The organism is Kitasatospora sp. NPDC056783 (genome assembly GCF_042789895.1).
Taxonomy (GTDB): Bacteria; Actinomycetota; Actinomycetes; order Streptomycetales; family Streptomycetaceae; genus Kitasatospora.
Map to the genome: position 1 here is coordinate 1 of NZ_JBHUAF010000119.1, position 21,214 is coordinate 21,214.

The 21,214-nt window shown below is 72.7% G+C and carries 19 protein-coding genes; 11 read left to right on the forward strand and 8 right to left on the reverse strand.

All coding sequences use genetic code 11. The annotated features are described in order from the left end of the window. Positions 1-129: 129 nt before the first annotated feature. Complete coding sequence (locus ACFRMQ_RS18835; RefSeq protein WP_380731598.1) at positions 130-666, reverse strand: DUF4245 domain-containing protein; 537 nt, start codon at positions 664-666, stop codon at positions 130-132. 215 nt (positions 667-881) lie between these two features. Here ACFRMQ_RS18835 and glpX point away from each other — a divergent pair, with 215 nt between their 5' ends. Further along, entirely contained in the window at positions 882-1,922 is a 1,041-nt protein-coding gene (glpX, locus tag ACFRMQ_RS18840) for a class II fructose-bisphosphatase (protein ID WP_380731599.1), read from the forward strand. Between the two features lie 85 nt (positions 1,923-2,007). On the opposite strand, the gene ACFRMQ_RS18845 is transcribed toward glpX, so the two are convergent. Together ACFRMQ_RS18845 and ACFRMQ_RS18850 are read right to left on the reverse strand one after the other, a co-directional pair. Further along, entirely contained in the window at positions 2,008-2,439 is a 432-nt protein-coding gene (locus tag ACFRMQ_RS18845; RefSeq protein WP_380731600.1) for a WhiB family transcriptional regulator, read from the reverse strand. A gap of 262 nt (positions 2,440-2,701) precedes the next feature. Continuing rightward, entirely contained in the window at positions 2,702-3,481 is a 780-nt protein-coding gene (locus ACFRMQ_RS18850) for a DUF1707 domain-containing protein (RefSeq protein WP_380731601.1), read from the reverse strand. A gap of 147 nt (positions 3,482-3,628) precedes the next feature. Here ACFRMQ_RS18850 and ACFRMQ_RS18855 point away from each other — a divergent pair, with 147 nt between their 5' ends. The 3 genes from ACFRMQ_RS18855 to ACFRMQ_RS18865 all read left to right on the forward strand — a co-directional run bounded on the left by ACFRMQ_RS18855 (position 3,629) and on the right by ACFRMQ_RS18865 (position 5,972). After that, positions 3,629-5,299, forward strand: coding sequence for a fumarate hydratase (locus ACFRMQ_RS18855; RefSeq protein WP_380731602.1), 1,671 nt, complete (start codon positions 3,629-3,631; stop codon positions 5,297-5,299). Positions 5,300-5,442: 143 nt separating this feature from the next. Continuing rightward, positions 5,443-5,715, forward strand: a complete 273-nt coding sequence (locus tag ACFRMQ_RS18860) for a type II toxin-antitoxin system Phd/YefM family antitoxin (protein WP_380731603.1) — start codon at positions 5,443-5,445, stop codon at positions 5,713-5,715. After that, positions 5,712-5,972: a Txe/YoeB family addiction module toxin gene (locus ACFRMQ_RS18865; RefSeq protein ID WP_380731604.1), complete on the forward strand. Its 261-nt coding sequence runs from the start codon at positions 5,712-5,714 to the stop codon at positions 5,970-5,972. The genes ACFRMQ_RS18860 and ACFRMQ_RS18865 overlap by 4 nt, the downstream gene beginning before the upstream one ends. A 21-nt stretch (positions 5,973-5,993) precedes the next feature. Here the strand turns inward: ACFRMQ_RS18865 and ACFRMQ_RS18870 are convergent, their stop codons facing one another. Beyond that, positions 5,994-6,752, reverse strand: coding sequence for a GntR family transcriptional regulator (locus tag ACFRMQ_RS18870; protein ID WP_380731605.1), 759 nt, complete (start codon positions 6,750-6,752; stop codon positions 5,994-5,996). Between the two features lie 134 nt (positions 6,753-6,886). Between ACFRMQ_RS18870 and ACFRMQ_RS18875 the strand changes: the two genes are divergently transcribed. After that, on the forward strand, positions 6,887-7,105 hold the full coding sequence (locus ACFRMQ_RS18875) for a hypothetical protein (protein ID WP_380731606.1): 219 nt from the start codon (positions 6,887-6,889) through the stop codon (positions 7,103-7,105). Between the two features lie 251 nt (positions 7,106-7,356). Here the strand turns inward: ACFRMQ_RS18875 and ACFRMQ_RS18880 are convergent, their stop codons facing one another. Beyond that, a complete protein-coding gene (locus ACFRMQ_RS18880) occupies positions 7,357-7,641 on the reverse strand; it encodes a hypothetical protein (protein ID WP_380731607.1) in 285 nt (94 codons plus the stop codon). Positions 7,642-7,855: 214 nt separating this feature from the next. Between ACFRMQ_RS18880 and ACFRMQ_RS18885 the strand changes: the two genes are divergently transcribed. The 3 genes from ACFRMQ_RS18885 (at position 7,856) to ACFRMQ_RS18895 (ending at position 14,071) form a co-directional block, all read left to right on the forward strand. Beyond that, positions 7,856-10,810 (forward strand): BTAD domain-containing putative transcriptional regulator, encoded by a 2,955-nt coding sequence (locus ACFRMQ_RS18885; protein ID WP_380731608.1) that lies wholly within the window; start codon positions 7,856-7,858, stop codon positions 10,808-10,810. Positions 10,811-11,293: 483 nt separating this feature from the next. After that, a complete protein-coding gene (locus ACFRMQ_RS18890) occupies positions 11,294-12,058 on the forward strand; it encodes a class I SAM-dependent methyltransferase (RefSeq protein WP_380731609.1) in 765 nt (254 codons plus the stop codon). Positions 12,059-12,142: 84 nt separating this feature from the next. Next, entirely contained in the window at positions 12,143-14,071 is a 1,929-nt protein-coding gene (locus tag ACFRMQ_RS18895) for a SpoIIE family protein phosphatase (protein ID WP_380731610.1), read from the forward strand. A gap of 87 nt (positions 14,072-14,158) precedes the next feature. Here the strand turns inward: ACFRMQ_RS18895 and ACFRMQ_RS18900 are convergent, their stop codons facing one another. Then, positions 14,159-16,342 (reverse strand): MMPL family transporter, encoded by a 2,184-nt coding sequence (locus tag ACFRMQ_RS18900; protein ID WP_380731611.1) that lies wholly within the window; start codon positions 16,340-16,342, stop codon positions 14,159-14,161. Positions 16,343-16,479: 137 nt separating this feature from the next. On the opposite strand from ACFRMQ_RS18900, the gene ACFRMQ_RS18905 reads away from it, so the two are divergent. After that, complete coding sequence (locus ACFRMQ_RS18905; RefSeq protein ID WP_380731612.1) at positions 16,480-17,103, forward strand: TetR/AcrR family transcriptional regulator; 624 nt, start codon at positions 16,480-16,482, stop codon at positions 17,101-17,103. On the opposite strand, the gene ACFRMQ_RS18910 is transcribed toward ACFRMQ_RS18905, so the two are convergent. Next, positions 17,096-18,046, reverse strand: coding sequence for a LysR substrate-binding domain-containing protein (locus tag ACFRMQ_RS18910; RefSeq protein WP_380731613.1), 951 nt, complete (start codon positions 18,044-18,046; stop codon positions 17,096-17,098). The genes ACFRMQ_RS18905 and ACFRMQ_RS18910 overlap by 8 nt on opposite strands. Before the next feature lie 189 nt (positions 18,047-18,235). Between ACFRMQ_RS18910 and ACFRMQ_RS18915 the strand changes: the two genes are divergently transcribed. Both ACFRMQ_RS18915 and ACFRMQ_RS18920 read left to right on the forward strand, forming a co-directional pair. Continuing rightward, entirely contained in the window at positions 18,236-18,787 is a 552-nt protein-coding gene (locus ACFRMQ_RS18915) for a peroxiredoxin (protein WP_380731614.1), read from the forward strand. 3 nt (positions 18,788-18,790) lie between these two features. Then, positions 18,791-19,333 carry an alkyl hydroperoxide reductase gene (locus tag ACFRMQ_RS18920; protein WP_380731615.1) on the forward strand — a complete coding sequence of 181 codons (543 nt, stop codon included), beginning with the start codon at positions 18,791-18,793 and terminating at the stop codon, positions 19,331-19,333. A gap of 78 nt (positions 19,334-19,411) precedes the next feature. Here ACFRMQ_RS18920 and ACFRMQ_RS18925 read toward each other — a convergent pair whose 3' ends face one another. Continuing rightward, positions 19,412-20,920 carry an AI-2E family transporter gene (locus tag ACFRMQ_RS18925; protein ID WP_380731616.1) on the reverse strand — a complete coding sequence of 503 codons (1,509 nt, stop codon included), beginning with the start codon at positions 20,918-20,920 and terminating at the stop codon, positions 19,412-19,414. Between the last annotated feature and the right edge of the window lie 294 nt (positions 20,921-21,214).

Genomic DNA, 21,214 nt, shown 5'->3' on the forward strand with positions numbered 1-21,214 from the left:
GGCCCCCGCGCGAAAGGGCCCCGCACCGGTTCGTCCGGTGCGGGGCCCTTCGGCGTGCGCGGGGTGGTGCGGGGCGGCGCGATCCGCCCTCGGGGAGCGCGGGCCCGCGGGAGCCGCGCGGAGGGCCCGCTACTTGAGCGCCTGCGCCAGCTCGGCCAGCTCCTCGTAGGACGCGGTGCCGGTGAGCAGGGTGGTCCCGGTGCCGGTCCGCGCGGTCAGCGCACGGTCCTTCTCGCCCTGCACCCGTTCCCAGGAGCGGCCGGCCACCTCGGAGGCGCCGTCCGGCTGGGCGCCCTTCACGTACTCGGCCAGCAGCGCGTCGCGCGGCGCGTCGCTCTGCTCGATCGCCGCGTACTGGCCGGAGGGGGTCACGAAGCCCAGGTGCCAGGCGTTGCCCTTGCCGTTGTTGTCGGAGGCCGGCCGGTAGCTGACCGAGTTGGCCCGCCACTTGTCCGACAGCCCCTCCGGGGCGAGCAGCGGGTACGGCGCGGCGCGCTTCGCGGAGGCCGCCTCCACCTGGTACCCGACCACGCGCACCGGGTCGCCGCCGTTGCCGTGCGGGAGGAACAGGTACCCGATCCAGACGACGAAACCGACGGCCAGCATCGACAGGACCATGTCCCGTACGGTCTGCCGACCCCTCATGCCCTTGCTGTCTGCTGCCACCCCCACATGGTGACTCATCCACATCCGGCGGCGGCCACCAGGGGTGTCCACGAATGGGTGATACGGGACGAACCGACTGTTTCCACCACAGAGCAGCGACCCGCGCCACAGACAGTCATCTCATGGGCAGATACGATCGCAATACCCTCACCACGGCGTTCGACCTGGCAGTAGTCGGGCGCTCACTGGTCGTCGCGTACAGAGAGGTAACGACGATGTCCACGCAGTACCCGCACCACCTTCCCAGTGCCCTGGAGGTCGCGCCCGAGGCTCCGGACCGGAACCTCGCGCTCGAACTCGTCCGGGTCACCGAGGCGGCGGCGATGGCTGCCGGCCGGTGGGTCGGCCGCGGTGACAAGAACGGCGCGGACGGCGCCGCCGTCAAGGCGATGCGCACCCTCGTCTCGACCGTGTCGATGAACGGCATCGTCGTCATCGGCGAGGGCGAGAAGGACGAAGCCCCGATGCTCTACAACGGCGAGCGGGTCGGCGACGGCACCGGCGCCGAGTGCGACGTCGCGGTCGACCCGGTGGACGGCACCACGCTGACCGCCAAGGGCATGAACAACGCGGTGGCCGTGCTGGCCGTCGCCGACCGCGGCACCATGTTCGACCCCAGCGCCGTGTTCTACATGGACAAGCTGGTGGCCGGCCCGGAGGCGGCCGAGTTCGTCGACATCACCGCCCCGCCGGCCGTCAACATCCGCCGGGTCGCCAAGGCCAAGGGCAGCGCCGTCGAGGACGTCACCGTCGTGGTGCTCGACCGCCCCCGCCACGACGGCCTGGTCCGGGAGATCCGCGAGGCCGGCGCCCGGATCAAGTTCATCTCGGACGGCGACGTGGCCGGCGCCATCATGGCCGCCCGCGAGGGCACCGGCGTCGACCTGCTGATGGGCGTCGGCGGCACCCCGGAGGGCATCATCGCGGCCTGCGCCATGAAGTGCATGGGCGGCGTGATCCAGGGCCGGCTGTGGCCCAAGGACGACGCCGAGCGCCAGAAGGCCCTGGACGCGGGCCACGACCTGGACCGGGTGCTCACCACCGACGACCTGGTCAGCGGCGAGAACGTGTTCTTCGTCGCGACCGGCATCACCGACGGCGAGCTGCTGCGCGGCGTGCACTACCGCTCGGAGACCGCCACCACCAGCTCGCTGGTGATGCGCTCCAAGAGCGGCACCATCCGCGAGATCAACTCCACCCACAAGCTCTCGAAGCTGCGGGCGTACAGCGCGATCGACTTCGACCGCGCCAACTGAGGCCCGAAAGAAGGCACTCAGCGGCCCCGGCGGAATCCCCTTCCGCCGGGGCCGTGGCATGTCCCGGCCGCTCTCCGGCCCGGCGTCACCCGGCTATCCGGCGCCGCGCGGCCTCCGTCGCCCGGGCCGCCTCGCGCAGCTCCGTGTCCCGGCGGCGGCGCCGGGCCAGCACCACCCGCCGCTCGGCGGCCGTCAGCCCGCCCCAGACCCCGTACGGCTCCGGCTGCGCCAGCGCGTGCTCACGGCACTCCAGCAGCACGGGACAGCGGGCGCACACCTGCTTGGCCTGCTCCTCCCGCGACAGCCGGGCCGCCGTCGGCTCCTTGGAGGGGGCGAAGAACAGCCCCACCTCGTCCCGTCGGCACGCCGCACCGGTGTGCCAGGGGTTGTCCTCACCCGCGGGGGCTCCCGCCGGCCCGCCCGGGGGCTGCGGCTGCGGCCGGACGCCGTGACGGCGCTCCAGGACCTGCGCGGCGGCGACTGGCAGGGTGGTGCGGGACTCGATCGGATGCAGCACGGCCGTACTCCTGACGAGGCTCTCGGACACGGGGAACCCTCGCTCCCGTGCCGGCTGCGAGCCCCCGCTGTCGAACGCCAGTACGGCCGCTCGGCCGCCTCCGGTGCGCAGCCGTACAAGAAGCGATGTGCGGAAGGAACTACCCCGCCCGACCGCGATTCATGCACACTGCACGCAATCGACTACACAGCGCACCCACCACAACGTCGAGCGCCCGACCGGGAGTTGCTTCCCGGCCGGGCGCTTCGCAGGTCAACGGCGGTCAGTCGGTGCCCAGTTGGCGGCGCACCCACTCCTTCAGCTTCTTGCCCCGGCGCGGCTTGGCCTCGCAACCACCGAACAGCGCAAGGCCCTTGACCCGGACAACCGGAGCGTACGGGTCCGCCGCGGTCGCCTCGCGGACGTCGAAACCGCCGAAGATCCCGATGCCGGACCCCTGGAGGCTGACGTTCTCCGGCACCCGGACCTGGACCCCGCCGAAGATCGCCGTCACCGTGATCTCCACCTCGGGGGACTCGAACACGGCGTCGGTCAGGTCGATCTCCACCCCGCCGAACGCCGCGAAGGCGCTCAGGTGCGAGCCCACCCGCCAGCGGCCCTTGCGGGCGGCGCCGCCGAACACGGCCACCACCATCGGGGACTCCTGGCGCGCGGGCGGCTGCGGCGGGCGCGCGGGCCGCGGGGCGTCCAGCGGCTGCTTCTCGAAGGACAGCGGGCGGGCCGGCAGGTCCCTGGTCAGCGGCGCGAGGTCGCCGACGGTCTTCGCGGCGTAGGCGGCCTCGATCCGGTCCGCGTGCTCGTCCGCGTCCAGGCGGCCCTCGGCGTAGGCGTCCCGCAGCAGTTCCGCGACCTTCTCGCGGTCGGCGTCGGAGACCCTCAGCTCCGCCTCCGCGACCGGCGCGTGCGGCCGCGACGCGGCCTCAGGCCTGGCCTCGGGCTTGGCTTCGGGCTTGAGTTCGGGCTTGGCTTCGGGCTTGGTCATCGGTACGGGCGCCGGCACCGGCGGCTGCCCCGAGTCGTCGTGCGACGGCGAGTTGTCCACGGGGGCAGCCTAGTCGCTCGCACTCCTGCGCGAGTGAGCCCGGTCACGCAAGGCTGCCCTGTCCGCGGGCCCGCTCCCGCCGGGTCCTACCCTGGATGGTGCTTCGCCGACGCAGCCGGACCAACTGGATAGCTAAGGACCGCCCCCATGGCTCCCACGCCAGACTTCGAGTACAGCGACCTGCTCCCCCTGGGCGCTGACCCGACCCCGTACCGCAAGCTCACCTCCGAGGGTGTCTCCACCGTCGAGGCCGGCGGTCGCACCTTCCTCCAGGTCGAGCCCGAGGCGCTGCGGCTGCTGACGGCCGAGGCGATGCACGACATCTCCCACTACCTGCGCCCCGCCCACCTCGCCCAGCTGCGCCGCATCCTGGACGACCCGGAGGCCAGCCCCAACGACCGCTTCGTCGCGCTCGACCTGCTGAAGAACGTCAACATCTCGGCCGGCGGCATCCTCCCGATGTGCCAGGACACCGGCACCGCGATCGTCATGGGCAAGCGCGGCCAGAACGTGCTGACCCAGGGCGGCGACGAGTCCGCGATCGCCCGCGGCGTGTACGACGCGTACACCAAGCTCAACCTGCGCTACTCCCAGATGGCCCCGGTGACCATGTGGGACGAGAAGAACACCGGCAACAACCTGCCGGCCCAGATCGAGCTGTACGCCACCGACGGCGACGCGTACAAGTTCCTGTTCATGGCCAAGGGCGGCGGCTCCGCCAACAAGTCGTACCTGTACCAGGAGACCAAGGCCATCCTGAACGAGGCGAGCATGCTCTCGTTCCTGGAGCAGAAGATCCGCTCGCTGGGCACCGCGGCCTGCCCGCCGTACCACCTGGCCATCGTGATCGGCGGCACCAGCGCCGAGTTCGCGCTGAAGACCGCCAAGTACGCCTCGGCGCACTACCTGGACAACCTGCCGACCTCCGGCGACGCCAAGACCGGCCACGGCTTCCGCGACCTGGAGCTGGAGGCCAAGGTCACCGAGCTGACCCAGAAGATCGGCATCGGCGCCCAGTTCGGCGGCAAGTACTTCTGCCACGACGTGCGCGTGGTGCGCCTGCCGCGGCACGGCGCCTCGCTGCCGGTCGCGATGGCCGTCTCCTGCTCCGCCGACCGCCAGGCGCTCGGCAAGATCACCGCCGAGGGCGTGTTCCTGGAGCAGCTGGAGACCGACCCGGCGAAGTACCTGCCGGACACCACCGACGAGCACCTCGACGACGACGACGTGGTGCGCGTCGACCTCGACCAGCCGATGTCCGCGATCCGCGCCGAGCTGTCCAAGCACCCGGTGAAGACCCGGCTCTCGCTCACCGGCACGCTGGTCGTCGCCCGCGACATCGCCCACGCCAAGATCAAGGAGCGCCTGGACGCCGGCGAGGGCATGCCCAAGTACCTCCAGGACCACCCGGTCTACTACGCGGGCCCGGCCAAGACCCCCGAGGGCTTCGCCTCCGGCTCCTTCGGCCCGACCACGGCCGGCCGGATGGACTCCTACGTCGACCAGTTCCAGGCGGCCGGCGGCTCGATGGTCATGCTCGCCAAGGGCAACCGCAGCAAGCAGGTCACCGACGCCTGTGCCCGGCACGGCGGCTTCTACCTCGGCTCGATCGGCGGCCCGGCCGCCCGTCTCGCCCAGGACTGCATCAAGAAGGTCGAGGTGCTGGAGTACGCCGAGCTCGGCATGGAGGCGGTCTGGCGCATCGAGGTCGAGGACTTCCCGGCCTTCATCGTCGTCGACGACAAGGGCAACGACTTCTTCCGCGAGACCACCGAGGGCCCACTGATCACCAACCTGCGGATCCGCTCCAAGGAGTAGCCGCGCGGAGTCCCACGCGCCCCTTCACCGCCCCGGCCGCCCCTGCGGCCGGGGCCTTTCGTACGCCAATCGCCTCGCACCTGGTACGGAGGACTCGTACCATTGCGGTACGGATATCCGGCACCATAGTGAAGGGCCACCCCATGGCGATCAGCGCAAGTGAGGCGCGCACCCAGCTCTTTCCGTTGATCAAGAAGGTCAACGACGACCACGCCCCCATAAGGATCACCTCCAAGGGCGGGGACGCCGTCCTGATGTCCGCCGAGGACTACGACTCCTGGCAGGAGACGATCCATCTCCTGCGCTCCCCCGCCAACGCGCAGCGGCTCATGGAGGCCGTCGCCCGCGACAAGGCCGGCCACCCCGGCGTGGCGAGGACCATGGAGGAGCTGGAAGCGCTGGCGGGTGAGGTGTGAGGAGCGTCCACTTCGACCCGGACGGCTGGGAGGACTTCCTGTTCTGGCTCGGGTCGAACCGGAAGATGGCCCAGCGAGTCACCCGCCTGATCGGCGAGATCCAGCGAGACCCCTTCGACGGCATCGGGAAGCCCGAACCGCTGAAGGGCGACCTGGCCGGCTACTGGTCGCGTCGGATCGACGACGAGCACCGACTCGTGTACCGGGCGGACGAGAAGGAGGTGAAGATCCTCAAGGCCCGCTACCACTATCGGTGAGGGGCCGACGCCGAGCCGGGCTCAGGCGTCGAAGTCGTACTCCAGGACGTAGGAGGCCGCGTCGAGGATCATCTCGTTGAGCTCGACGACCTGGCCCTCGTCGGCGAAGGCGGTGCGGCAGATCAGGATGACCGGGGTGCCGGCGGAGAGGTCCAGCCGGGCCGACTCCTCGGCGCCGGGCATCCGGGAGCGAACCTCCTCGCGGAAGTGCACGGGCTTGGCGCCGATCTCGGCCAGCCGGGCGTAGGTGCCGCCCGGGCCGGTGTCCTCGCGGGTGATGGCGGTGCCCGCGACCAGGACGGCGGGCAGGTAGGAGGTCGAGAGCAGCACCGGCTTGCCGTCCAGCACGAAGCGGCGGTGCCGCACGCACATCGGGGCGCCCGGCTCGACCCCGAGCACCCGGGCCACGTGCTCGGGCGCGCTCTGTTCGGTGACGGAGACCTGGTCGACCACCAGGCTGCGGTTGTCGATGTCCGCCGACCATATCGACCGGCCGGAGCCCCAGTGTCCCTGTGCCAGCCGCTGGATGCCGCGCCGGCGCAGCGGCCGGAAGTCCCGGACGAACACCCCGGCCCCGCGGCGCGCCTCGGCGAGGCCCTCGCTCTGCAGCACGCCCAGCGCCTGGCGGGCGGTCATCCGGGCCACGCCGTACTCGTCCATGAGGTCGTTCTCGCCGGGCAGGCGGTCCCCCGCGCGGTACCGGCCGGCGTCGATGGCCGCCTTCAGGGCTTCGGCGATCCGCTGGTACTTGGGCTGTTTGTCGCCACTGCTGCCGGTCATCGCCGCTCCCTCTGCCTGGGCCGAATCGTAGGCGTGCCCCCGGGTCGCCGGTAAGGAGATACGACGGACCGTTGACATCTCTAGAGATATTAGCTTCTCTAGAGATGCTGGGCACACGCCGAAAGGAGCAGGCGGTGAGCACCCGACAGCGCGACACCTCGACCTACCGGCCACACACGGGTGAACTCGTCCTCGACCGGAGGACCGGACGCACCGGCATCTACATGGACACCCTCGGCGGCGAGCACTACCTGCGCCCCGAGAGCGGCGGCCGCGAATGGACCGCCGAACCGCACCACGTCTCGCCCGTTCCCGGGCCCCGCGATTCGGTTGAATGCGATCATTCCTGGTAATCGCGGCAAAATCCTCGCAAGCAGTTACATTCCGGACCCTGCTATCCCCCGGTGAATCCGGAATTCCGGAACGCCCCGCACCCACCGCCGGGCACGTTACGGATGTCACCGGTCACCATGCGTGCACCAAGGGCGGGAATCGGCCACCGGCGAATCGGCCTCCCCGATGGGCCCGCACACAAATTGGCGCGCGCATAACCAGCGGTGCCCCCGCGCCCGGACGGGGCACGGGGGCACTCGGCCGGAACCGCTTACGGGTTGCCGCCGATGAGGTTCTCCGGCTTGTACGGGCCGTCCGACTTGCCCTCGGCCGGCTCGGCGGGCTCCTTGATGTACTGGCCCTCGTCGCCGAACGCACCGTTCTCGAACGCGTTCTTCTCCGCGTCGGTCGGCGCGGCGTACTCGGTGGGGTTCAAGGCCGCGGCCACCGCGCCCTCGACAGCCTTGCCCGCTTCCACAGCGGCGGCCGGGGCCTCGGTCTTCGCCTCGTTCTCGGGCGCCGACGCCACCGGGGTCACGCTCTGGTCGTTGGCCATTGGGCGGCCGCCTTTCGGTCATCAATTGTGTTCAGCCCGACCTCCGTGGCACGGGCGCGGCGACAGTATCGTAGGGTTGATTAAATGTCCGATAAACATCGTGCGGCTTGCGGTGCCGTCCGGCAGAGTCGGGCGTCCGCCTAAGCTGAAGCACCACGGCGGACCGCCGAGCGCCCTTTCACGGAATCGACACCACAGGCCATCGGGGGACTTCATGGAGTTTCGGGAGACGTCGCAGAGCTCTGCGCTGCGCTTCCAAGTCCTCGGTCCGGTCCAGGCCTGGCTCGACGGCGCCCCCCTCTCCCTCGGCTCCCCCCAGCAGCAGGCCGTCCTGACCACCCTGCTGCTGCACTCCGGACGCCCGGTCACCACCCAGGACCTGGTCGACGCGCTCTGGGGCGACCGGCCCCCGGCCCAGGCGGTCGCCGCGCTGCGCACCTACGTCTCGCGGCTGCGCTCCGTCATCGAGCCCCGGCGCGAGGTGCGCCGGCCCGCCGAGCTGCTGGTCTCGGTCGCCGACGGCTACGCGCTGCGCATCCCGGGCGAGGACCTCGACCTGACGGTCTTCGAACGGCTCTGCGCCGAGGCCGCGACCGCCCGCGCCGCGGGCGACAAGCACGAGGCGCACCGGCTGCTGACCGAGGCACTGGCGCTGTTCAGCGGACGCCCGCTCACCGGCGTCCCCGGCCCCTACGCCGACACCCAGCGGCTGCGGCTGGCCGAGCGCCAGGTGGCCGCCGCCGAGGAGCTGTGCGTCACCGCCCTCGACATCGGCCTGCACGCGGAGATCGTCGGAGAGCTCAACAACCTGACGACGGAACACCCGCTGCGCGAGCGGCTGCGCGAGCTGCTGATGCTGGCGCTGTACCGCTGCGGCCGTCAGGCCGAGGCCCTCGGCGTCTACACCGACACGCGCAAGCTGCTGATCGAGGAGCTCGGGGTCGAACCGGGCGCCGGCCTGTCCACGATGCACACCCGCATCCTCGCGGCCGACCCGACGCTCGCCCTCCCGGCCCTGCCCGAGGCGGTGGCCAAGGACCGCCCGACCGTCCCGGCGCCCGCGCAGCTCCCGGCCGACGTCCTGGACTTCAGCGGCCGCGCCGAACTGGTCACCGACCTCTCGGCGGTCCTGCTGAACGCCACCGGCCAGGCCGTGGTGGTCACCTCGCTGGCCGGCATCGGCGGCGTCGGCAAGACCACCCTCGCGGTGCACGTCGCCCACCGGGTCCGCACCGAGTTCCCGGACGGACAGCTGTACGTCGACCTGCGGGGCGCCGGCGCCTCGCCGGCCGACCCGGCCGTCGTCCTCGGCGACTTCCTGCACGCGCTCGGCGTCACCGAGAACCCGGAGTCCCTGGAGCAGCGCGCGGCCCTCTACCGCTCGCTGCTCGCCAACCGGCGGATGCTGATCCTGCTGGACAACGCGCGGGACGCCGACCAGATCCGGCCGCTGATCCCGGGCGTCTCCGGCAGCGCGGTGCTCGCCACCAGCCGCTCCAGGCTCGCCGGCATCCCCGGCGCCCAGCTGTTCGACGTCGAGGAGCTGACCCCGCAGGAGGCGCTGGCGCTGTTCTCGACCATCGTCGGCGAGCAGCGGGTCGCCGCCGAGCCGGAGGCGGCCATGGCGGTCGTCACCGCCTGCGGCTTCCTGCCGCTGGCCGTCCGCATCGCCGCCGCCCGGCTGGCCAGCCGCCCCCGGTGGAGCGTCTCCGACCTGGCCCGTCGGTTAGCGGACCAGCGCCGGCGGCTGGACGAACTCCAGCTCGGCAACCTCGCCGTGGAGACCACCATCGGGCTCGGCTACGGACAGTTGACCGTGGACGAGGCCCGCGCCTTTCGGCTGCTCGCCGTGATCGACTCCCCCGACATCCCGCTGGCGGCCGCCGCGGCGCTGCTCGGCGTGGACGAGTACGCCGCCGAGGACCTCGCCGAGGCGCTGGTCGAGGCGAACATGCTGGAGTGCTTCACTCCCGGCCGCTACCGCTATCACGACCTCCTCCGGCTCTACGCCCAGCGGCAGAACGAGCGGATCGGGGACACCGGGGAGCAGGAGGAGGCGGTCCTGCGCCTGCTCGGCCTGCTGATCCCGACCGTCCGCAACGCCGCCCAGGTCATCGAGCCGGACGACCTGCTGCCCGAGTTGCTCACCGCCCCCGCCTCGGCGGGGATCGACCTGCCTACCAGCGGCTCCGCTCAGGACTGGCTCCGGACCGAGGGCACCCTTCTGCTCTACGCCACGGCCGCGGCGGCGGACGGCCCTCGCGCCACCCAGCACGCGGCGATCGACCTGCTGCTCCTGCTGTACAGCCTCGGCCCTGACCCCACCCACGGCCCTCAGGGCCGGCAGATCCTGGAGACCATCGGCCGCGACGCGGAGCGCTGCGGCGACCGCGCCGCGCTCGCCCGGGTCCACCTCGCCCTCGGCACCCTGGAGTCCGTCACCAGTGACTTCCAAGGGGCCGAGCGGTCGTTCCGTCGGAGCCTGGTCCACCAGTCGCCGAACGATCCGACGCTCCTCCTGATGGCCACGGCCAACATGCTGGGCGTGATGCTGAACGTCGGCAACCGTCCGGCCGAGGCCCTGTCGTTCTACGAACAGGCCCGTGCCACCAGCCAGGCCGTCGGCGCACCGACGGCCGAGGCGCGGGTGGTCAGCAACATCGCCCGGGCACAGCACCGGCTCGGCATGACGGAGACGGCGATCAAGTCGGCCCGCGACGGCGTCGCGGCCGCCCGGGCCTCCAAGAACGGCCCGCTCCTCGCCCAGACCCTCTACCAACTCGGTGTGGTCCTCACCGGCCGCGAGGCCGTCCCGCACCTGCGCGAGGCGCACCGCCTCTACCAGTCCCACCAGAACCCCCTCTGGGAGGGTTACACCCTGGCCCGCCTCGCCACCGCCCTGCTCGCGGCCGGGCAGCCCGCCGAGGCCGCCGAGGCGGCCGGCGAGTCGCTGGCGATCGCCCAGGAGCTGGACACCGCCTACGGCCAGGGCCTGGCGAACGCCGCGCTCGGCGAGGCGCTGCTGGCGCTCGCCCAGCCGGCCCGTGGACTCGCGTGCCTCCGGGAAGCGCACGCGATCTTCACCCGGCTCGGTGTGCCTGAGGCCTCCCCCGTGGCGGACCTCATCTCCCAGCAGCACACCGAGCCCTTCCCTCCCCCCGCGCCGTGAGGTCCCCGTTTCCCCCCGTGGAGACCTCTCCCCCGTTCAGCGTGTCGACGCTCCCGCAGCCCCCCGGCTGCGGGAGCGCCCTCAACGCTTCCCCGGCGCTGGACACCACTGTGCACCGCGCCGATTGACGTTCGATAAACGTCGGGTAGTCAGCCCTCGGGTCGGCGAATCCACAGGTCATCGACTCTGTGGCGGCGCGTCGCCCGGCGCGCGCGGCTCGGCGCACAACCCGGCCCACACCCTTGTGCTTCCGCAACTCCGGCCACATCGGCCCAAGCACGGCGAGTTGGCCGGAAAGGGACCCCATGGCGCAGAGATCACGCATATTCTCAGATGCCAGTACGCACACGAGTGTCTGCTGGAAACGCATCGGGGTGCGATCCGGCCGTGTGGTGAGGCGTGCGTGACGTACCGCCGCCGGCAGCGGCCCCCCGGGCCGTGGAGGAGTCACCGGAGGCCACGGGTGGAAGGGTGCCTCACAACGTGACGACCGGACAGATATCCGACCCGTTCCCCGTCGGCGAGGACGCCGGGGACGACGAGCCCGAGGTACGGCTCCGCCGGGCGGCCCGGGCCCTGCAGGCGGTCGCCTTCGACACCATCGGCGCCGGGTACGGCGAGGCCTTCCCCGCCAAGGACGGCCAGCTGGCCTGCGGCCGGCGGCTGCTCGCCGGGCTGGAGCCCGGCGACCGGGTGCTGGACGTGGGCTGCGGCACCGGAGACCCGACCGTCCGCCAGCTGGCGGCGGGCGGCCTGCGGGTGACCGGCGCGGACCTCTCCGACGGGATGCTCGCACTGGCCCGGCGGACCGTCTTCCCCGGCGACTTCCCGCCGGTCTTCCACCGGATCGACCTGTACGATCTGGCCACCGAGCGCGCGGACCGGGTCTGGAACGCCCCCGGACTGGGGCCGAACGGCCGGGGCCGGTTCGCCGCCGTGACCGCGTTCTTCTCGCTCATCCTGCTCCCGCAGGACGAGATCCCGACCGTGCTCGGGCAGCTGCGCGAACTCCTGCGTCCGGGAGGGCTGCTGGCGCTCGGTATGGTCGAGGCGGACCTGGATCACGTTCCGCTTCCGTTCCTTGGCAGAGAGCTGCGGATCAGTGGGTATCTGAGGGAGGATCTGGAGCGGGTTCTGGTCTCGGCCGGCTTCGCCGTCGAGGAGTGTTCGGGGCATCCGTACGCGCCGGCCAGTACCTCGCTGCCGCCGGAGGAACAGCTGTTCCTGTGCTGTCGACGCGTCGGCTGATCGAAAGCGGGACCGCACCGGCCGCACCCGCGACCGGTGCAACAGAACAGCTCACCGACCACACCGAATCCAGGACAGGCAGCCGTGCGCGACCAGCTCAAGACCGAGGCGGAGCAGCCGCCCGCCGTCCCGGGTCAGCGCCGCCAGGTCCCGGCCCTGACCACGGCCCCGGCACCGGCGGCGACAGCGGCCCTGCCGAACGCCCTGCCGACGGCCCCGGCCGCGACGCCGTCCGCCGGCGCCGCGGCCCCGGCGAGGCGGGCGGCCGGACGCCCGGAGCGCGCCGAGATGGCGGACCGCCTCGGGTACCTCGACTCGGCGACCCGGCGGATCAACAGCGCCCTCGACCTCGCCGCGACGCTGCGCAACATCGGCCGGGTGCTGGTCCCGACGCTCGCCGACGCCGCCGTCGTCCACCTGCGCGACCCGCTGCCCAACGTCGAACGCGAACCCGGCTTCCCGGAGGAGCTGCGGATACACCACAGCACCGGCACCCGGATCGGCCGCCGCGGCCGCCCGAGCGCCCTGGACGACCGGCGGCGCTCCCGCTACGGCGCCCGCTCGACCGCCGACGGCGGCCCGGCCACCCCGGTGACCCGCGGCGCGGCGCGCGCCCACGCCCTGCTGAGCCGGCGCCCCGCCGAGGCCGCCGTCCTCGGCGCCCCCGGCGCCGAGCGCACCGAGACGCTGCTGCGCGAGCTGTACGGCACCCGCGGAGTGGCCCGGCTGGCCGCCGGCACCTCCGTCCTCGCCGTGCCCCTGCGCGGCCGCAAGGCCGTCCTCGGGCTGCTGATACTGATCCGCCGCCCTCCCGAACGCACCGGCCGCCCGGTCTTCGACGCCGCGGACACCGCGACCGCCGCGCACCTCGCCACCCAGGCCGGGCTGGCCGTCGACACCGCGCTGCGCTACGCCCGCGAGTGGGAGATCGCCAACGAGCTCCAGCGCAGCATGCTGCCGCTGCGGCTGCCGCAGTCGCACGGCGTCCGGATCGCCCAGCGCTACCTGCCCGGTGAGCGCGGCGCGCAGGTCGGCGGGGACTGGTACGACGCCGTCCCGCTGCCCGGCAACCGGGTCGCCCTGATCGTCGGCGACGTGATGGGCCACTCGCTCACCTCGGCCGCCATCATGGGCCAGCTGCGCACCAGCGCCCAGACCCTGGCCGCCCTCGACCTGCCGCCGCACGAGGTGCTCTACCACCTGGACGAGCAGGCCCAGCGGCTCGGCCGCGAACAGCACCTGGCCACCTGCGTCTACGCGGTGTACGACCCGATCGCCAACCGGGTGGTGATGGCCAACGCCGGGCACGTCCCGCCGGTACTGGTCCGCCCGGACGGCACCGCCGAGCTGGTCGAGCTGGACTCCGGGGCCCCGATCGGCGTCGGCGGGGTGGACTTCAACTCCGTCGAACTGCCCGCGCCGCCCGGCTCGGCACTGCTGCTGTTCACCGACGGCTTGGTGGAGACCCGCACCCGTCCGATCAGCGACGGTCTGGAGGTGCTGCGCACCCGGATCGCCGCCGCCCGCTGGCAGTCCCCCGAGCAGCTGTGCCAGGAGGCGCTGCGGATCCTGCCGCCCGGCGACCGCGGCGACGACATCGCCCTGCTCGGCGCCTGCTTCGACGGCATCCCGGCCGGGGACGTCGCCCACTGGTACCTCCAGCCCCGCAACGAGACGCCGGGCCGGGCCCGCCGGCTGGCCGCGCACACGCTGCGCCGCTGGGGGCTGGACGAGCTCTGCGAGGCGACCGAGCTGATGGTCAGCGAGCTGGTCACCAACGCCGTCCAGCACGCCACCCGGCCGGTCACCCTGAGCCTGGTGCGCACCACCCGGCTGCGCTGCGAGGTCGGCGACGACAGCCCGCTGCTGCCGCGCCCTCGCCGTACCGGGCCGGAGGACGAACGCGGGCGCGGGCTCCAGATAGTGGCCCGGTGCGCGGACCGCTGGGGCGCGACCCGGCTGGGCACCGGCAAGGTGGTCTGGTTCGAGCAGCGGCTGCCCGTCCGGACGTGACGGCGCCCGGCGGGAGGGAATCCCGCCGGGCGCTCCGGGGCCGGGACGGGGCCGGCCCGGAACCGGTCCACCTCGGACCGGTCCGCCTCAGACCCCGGCGGGCTCCTTCGCCGGCTCCTTCTCCAGCCCGGCGATCAGCCGCTCGCCCTCCATGTCGACCTTCGGCACGACCTTCTCCAGCCGCTTCGGGAACCACCAGGCGGCCCGGCCGAACAGCGCCATCGCGGCCGGCACCAGCGCCATCCGCACCACGAAGGCGTCCACCAGCACGCCCACCGCGAGGGCGAAGCCGATCGGCTGGACGATCGGGTCGTCGCCGAGGACGAACGCCCCGAACACCGAGATCATGATCAGCGCGGCGGCCGTGACCACCCGGGCGCCGTCGCGCACCCCGGCCACCACCGCCTCGCGCGGCGCCGTGCCGTGGACGTGCTGCTCCTTCATCCCGGAGACCAGGAACAGCTCGTAGTCCATCGCCAGCCCGAACAGCACGCTGATCAGGAGGATCGGCAGGAAGCTCACCACCGGCCCGACCTTCGGCACGTCGATCAGGCCGTCCAGCCAGCCCCACTGGTAGACCGCGACCACCGCGCCGGTCGAGGCCAGGATGCTGAGCAGGAAGCCGGCCACCGCCTTGAGCGGGACGAGCACCGAGCGGAACGCCAGCGCGAGCAGCACCAGCGCGATGCCGACGATCACCGCGACGAATGGCGGCAGTGCCTGGCCGAGTTTGGTGGAGACGTCGATGTTGGCGGCCGTGGTGCCGGTGACGGCGATGCCGGCGCCGGTCGCGGACCTCAGCTCCTCGCGCTGGCCGCGGATCTCGTTGACCAGCGCCTTGGTGTCCTCGTGGTCCGGTCCGGTCTGCGGGATGACGGTCACCAGGGCCGTCCCGCTCGCCGGGTCGACGGCCGGCGGCAGCAGCGTCCGGACGCCCTCCAGGGTCTGCAGCCTGCCCGCCACCTCCCGCACCGCCTGCTCCGGCCGCGGCGTTCCGTGGGCGTCCACGACCACCACCAGCGGCGCGTTGAAGCCGGGCCCGAAGCTCTCGTCGATCAGGTCGTAGGCCTTGCGCGGGTCGGTTCCGGCGGCCTGCGAGCCGCCGCCCGGCAGGCCGAGGGAGAGGCTCGCGGCCGGCACCGCGAGGACGCCCAGCCCGGCCAGCCCGGTGAGCAGGACGGCCAGCGGGCGGCGGACCACGAAGCGGCCCCAGCGCTCGCCCAGGGTGGTGCGGCCGTCGGTGCGCAGCGCCCGCTTCCACACCGGCAGCCGGTCGATCGAGCGGCCGGCGAAGCCGAGCAGCGCGGGCAGCAGGGTGATCGCCACCAGGACGGCCACCACGACGGCGCCGGAGGCGACCAGGCCCATCACGGTCAGGAACGGGACCCCGGCGACGGCGAGCCCGGCGAGCGCCACGACCACGGTCAGGCCGGCGAAGACCACCGCGCTGCCGGCGGTCGCGGTGGCGCGGGCGGCGGCCTCCTCGGGCTCCAGGCCCTCGGCCAGGTGGCGGCGGTGCCGGGAGACGATGAACAGCGCGTAGTCGATGCCGACCGCGAGGCCGACCATCAGGGCGAGCACCGGGGCGGCGGTGAGGATCTCGAACGAGCCGGTCAGGGCCCAGATCCCGGAGAGCGCCACGCCGATCCCGACCAGGGCGGTCAGCAGCGGCATCCCGGCGGCGACCAGTGTGCCCAGGGTGATCACCAGCACCACTCCGGCCACCAGCAGGCCGATCGACTCGGAGCCGCCCTCGACCTGTGCCATCTTGTTGAACGCGTCGCCGCCGGCGGCGACCTCCAGCCCGGCCGCGCGGGCCGGTTCGGCGGCGGCCTTCACGGCCTCGCGCTGCTGGTCGGTGATGTCGGCGAGCCGGTGGTCGAAGGAGACGAGGGCGATCGCGACCCGGCCGTCCGGTGAGACGGCGCCGGTGGCGTACGGGTCGGGCACCGCGGCCACTCCCGGGACGGCGGCGATCCGGGCGACCGCCTCGCTGACCGCCTTGCCCGCCTCCGGGGCGGTGAGACCGCCGGGGGCGGGGGCGGCGAAGACGACCTGGGCGGAGCCGTGGTCCTGCTCCGGGAAGGCGCCCTTGATCTTGTCCAGGGTGGTCTGCGCCTCCGTGCCGGGGACCCGGAACTCGTCGCTGGTCTTGCCCGCGAACGCGCCCGCGGCCCCGCCGAGCGCGATCAGCAGGGCGATCCAGACGGCCAGGACGGCGCGCCTTCGCCGGAAGCCGAAGCGGCCCAATCGGTACAGGTAGGTGGCCATCGGCGGTCCTCGGGGTCGGTCGGAGGGGTGTCGGCACCACCGTACGGGCAACTTTGTCGCATGACAAAGTTGGTCGACAGAATCGTTCGACAAGATCGAGTGACACAGTTGTCCGCCCGTGGCGATACCCTGGCCCAATGGCTCACGTCCCCGCCTCCGAACGCCGTCCGCAGCTGGTCCAGGCCGCCCTCGACCTGATGGCCAGGGAAGGCGTCGCGGCCGGCAGCACCCGCGCGATCGCGGCCGAGCTGGGCGTGGCACAGGCGACGGTGCACTACACCTTCGGCACCAAGAAGGACCTCTACCGGGCCGTGGTGGAACAGCTCACCGCCGACTTCGTCGACAGCGTCCGCGGGGTCGACCCCGGCGACGGCCCGTTCGGCGAGCAGGTCCGCACCCTGGTCCACGCCCTGTGGGAGAACTCGACCAAGGCGGACGGGCGTTGCGAACTGCTCAGCGAGTTCGCCGCGCTGGCCATGCGCGACCCGGACCTCCAGGACATCATGTGGGCGATGCAGCGCGGGATCGAGGGCACCGCGGCCGAGATACTCGGCGCGCTGGCCGACGCCCACGGCATCCGGCTCGCCCTGCCGGCGCCGGAGGTCGCGGTCTTCTTCCTGGCCGGCTTCGACGGCCTGACCAGCCGCCACCTGGCGCAGCGCACCCCCGGCGAGCCCACCGACCCGGACACCCTGCGCGCCCTCGACCTGCTGGTGACCACCGCCGTCGGGCTCTGCCTCGGCGGAGCGGCCGTCAGCTGACGATCCGTACCGGCAGTTCGACCAGCACCTCGCGCAGCGCGGCCGCGAAGCGGTCGTACTCGGCGCTGCGGGCCGAGCCCGGTCGCATCGCCAGCCCGATCCGGCGGCCGGGCGCCGGGGCGGCGAAGCGGACGGCGGCCAGCCGGTCGGTGCGCCCGGCCTCGACGTCCAGCGCGGTGGCCGGCAGCAGGGTCACCCCGAGGCCGCCGGCGACCAGCTGGACCAGGGTGGACAGCCCGGCCGCGCGGGTGGTCGAGCCCGCCGGGTCGGCGCCGACCTCGCGGCAGATGTCCAGCGCCTGGTCCCGCAGGCAGTGGCCCTCCTCCAGCAGCAGCACGTCCAGGTCGAGCAGCGCGTCGCGCGGCACGTCGACCCGCCCGGCGAGCGGGTGGCCGGGCGGGGTCAGCAGGACGAAGTCCTCGTCGAACAGCGGGATGTCCCTGGTCGGCGAGGCGCCGCCGGCCGGGAGCGCGAGCAGCAGGACGTCCAGCCGCCCGACGGCCAGGCCCTCCAGCAGCGAGGAGGTGCGCTCCTCGTGGACGTGCAGTTCCAGCTCCGGGAAGCGGTCGCGGACCAGCCGCAGCACGGTGGGCAGCAGGTAGGGCGCGACGGTCGGGATGACGCCCAGGTGCAGCGGCCCGGTGAACGGGCGGCGGGCGGCCTCGACCTCCTCGGTGAGGGCCTGGAGCGAGGCGAGCACCCGACGGGCGTGTCGGTGCACCCGCTCCCCCAGCGGGGTGACGATCACCCTGCGCGTCGTACGCTCGACCAGTTGCACGCCCAGCGACTCCTCGAGCGCCGCGACCGCCCCGGACAGCGCGGGCTGACTGGTCCCGGTGGTGGCGGCGGCCTCCCGGAAGTGCCGGTGCTCGGCCACCGCGACGAACGCCTTCAGCTGGGCGACGGTCGGGGTGCGGGGGCTGCGGGCTGTGGCGCTCGCCACAGCCGGGTCGATCTTGGCGGCGGCGCTCCGGCGGGCGCCCGGTCGCGACGTGGGCGGTTCGGTACTGATAGCAATCTCCGATCAGACACATCCAGTCTAGCTATTTCCCTGATCAGTCCACGATGTGGAATGGTGGTTGCTGTCCGGATTCCGGACAAACTCCCCTCATCTATTTCAGGAGAAGCGAACGTGCTCACGATCGGTGACAAGTTCCCCGAGTTCGACCTCAAGGCCTGTGTCGACCTGGACGCCGCGAGCGCCTTCGCCGACATCAACCACAAGTCCTACGAGGGCAAGTGGAAGGTCGTCTTCTTCTGGCCGATGGACTTCACCTTCGTCTGCCCGACCGAGATCGCCGCGTTCGGCAAGCTGAACGACGAGTTCGCGGACCGCGACGCCCAGATCCTCGGCGTCTCCGGCGACTCCGAGTTCGTGCACCACGCCTGGCGCAAGGACCACAAGGACCTGCGCGACCTGCCCTTCCCGATGCTGGCCGACATCAAGCACGACCTGATGCGCGCCTGCGGCGTCGAGAACGAGGACGGCACCGCCCAGCGCGCCGTCTTCATCGTCGACCCGAACAACGAGATCCAGTTCGTCATGGTCACCGCCGGCTCCGTCGGCCGTAACCCCAAGGAGGTCCTGCGGGTGCTGGACGCCCTGCAGACCGACGAGCTGTGCCCGTGCAACTGGAGCAAGGGCGAGGACACCCTCGACGCCCAGGCCCTGCTGGCGGGCTGACCCATGGCCCTCGACGACCTGAAGGCCGCCCTCCCGGACTACGCCAAGGACCTCAAGCTCAACCTGGGCTCGGTCATCGGCAACTCCGACCTCCCCGCCCAGCAGCTCTGGGGCACCGTGCTCTCCTGCGCGATGGCCACCCGCAGCCCCGGCCTGCTGCGCGAGCTGGAGCCCGAGGCCAAGGCCAACCTCTCCCCGGAGGCGTACACCGCCGCCAAGGGCGCGGCCGCGATCATGGGGATGAACAACGTCTACTACCGGACGCTGCACCTGCTCTCCGACAAGGAGTACAGCACGATGCGGGCCGGTCTGCGGATGAACATCATCGGCACCCCGGGCGTCGAGAAGGTCGACTTCGAGCTCTGGTGCTTCGCGGTCTCGGCCATCAACGGCTGCGGCCAGTGCCTCGACTCGCACGAGGCCGTCCTGCGCAAGGCCGGCGTCGAGCGCGAGGTCGTCCAGGCCTCGATGAAGATCGCCGCCGTCCTCCAGGCCGTGGCCGGCGTCCTCGACGCCGAGGCCGCCCTGGCCGGCGCCAACGGCTGACGCACCACCCCGCGGTCCACGCGAACGGGCCCCGACCGGACACCACGTCCGGCCGGGGCCCGTTCGCGCACCCGTCGGCTACTCCGTCGCGGGCCGTGCCGGCGCGTGCGTCGCCGCGGACGCCGGGGCGGCCGCGGTGCGCTCGGCGGCCTCGCGGGCGGCTTCGAGCGCGGTGAAGACGGCCTGACCGGCCTCGTTGCGCCGGCGCAGGTGGCCGACCACGGTGTTGATCACCGCGATCAGCGGCACGGCGACCACCGCGCCGCCGATGCCGCCGATGATGCCGCCGGCCGCGACGCCCAGCACCACGCCGAGCGGGTGCACCCGCACGGCCCGGCCGAGGATCAGCGGCTGGAGGATGTGGCTCTCGACCTGCATCACCACCACCAGCACCACCAGCACCATCAACGCCGTCCACGGCCCCTGGGTGACCAGCGCGATCAGCACCGCGACGGTGCCGGTGACCAGCGCGCCGACCAGCGGGACGAAGGCGCCCAGGAAGATGATCACGGCCATCGGCATCGCCAGCGGCACTCCCAGCATGTCCACCCCGACGCCGATGCAGACCGCGTCGATGAAGGCCACGCAGACCGTCCCGCGCACGTACGCGGTGAGCGTCACCCATGCCTTCGGGCCTGCCCCGGCCATCGCGAAGCGGGACTGCCGGGGCAGGCCGCGCAGCGCCCAGTTCCAGATCTTCGCGCCGTCGTAGAGGAAGAAGAAGGTGGTGAAGAAGGTCATCAGCAGCGCGGTCAGCACCTCGACGGCGATCTGCGCGCCGGTGATCGAGGCCGAGGTGAGCTGATCGGTGTTGGTGGTGATGGCCTTGGTGATCTGGTTGGCGAAGTCGGTGATCTGCTGCTGGGTCAGGTGCAGCGGTCCGGTGACCATCCAGTCCCGCAGCTGGTTGACGCCGGTCTTCACCTGGGTGGTGACGTCCGAGAGGTTGGTCGACACCTGCCAGACCACGAACCAGCCGACCAGTCCGATCCCGGCCAGGCCGCTCAGGAACACCCCTCCCGCCGCCAGCGAGCGCGGCACCCCGTGCCGGCGCAGCCAGGAGACCGAGGGCTCCAGCAGTGCGGTGATCAGCAGCGAGGCCAGCACCGAGAAGGCGACCAGCCGCAGCATGTCGACGACGTAGAAGAGGACGTAGAGCGCGGCACCGAGCAGCAGCAGCCGCCAGGTCGACTCGGCCGCCACCCGCAATCCCCACGGCACCGCCTCGGCGGGCGTGGCCGGACGGCCCGGGTGGTACTCCCGCCCGAACCCGGCGTGCGCGGCCGGAGCCGCGACGGCCGTCGAGGTCGCCTCGGCCGTCGCGGCGGCCGGGGCCGCCTCGGACTCCGTGCCGGTCGGCGCCGCCGGAGCCCGGTCCGTCCGCGGCGCGGGGGCCGGGCCGCTCTCCCCGGCCGGAGCCGGGACGAGCCCCTCGACGAGCGCGGGCGCGTGCCCGCCCGCCAACGCCGGCTCGTGGGGGTCGGCCGCCATCGCGGCGCGCCGACGCCGTTCGATCACGGCGGCCGCGCTCGCCACCACGGCCATGCCCTTGGCCACGGCCTGGAAGGCCTTTCCGCCCCGCGCCATCCTCGCTACCACCGCTTCCCTGCCGAACCCGCCGGATCCGGCGGTACGCCGCGGGTCCCGCCGCGGCCGTCAGGGAGACGCTACCCGGCTACGGCGCGGTGAGTCCGGTCGCCGGTCCGTTCGACCGGAACCCCTCAGTGCGATGAACCGGACAAAACACCATGTTCCACCTGGTTTCGGACATGGTTCGCTGGGGAGGAGCCGGAACGAGACCCCGGAGCCGAACCACCGAGGTCACCCCACGGCCAACCGTCGGCGGACCGGCCGGTGCGGGGAGCGACCAGGACCCCTCCC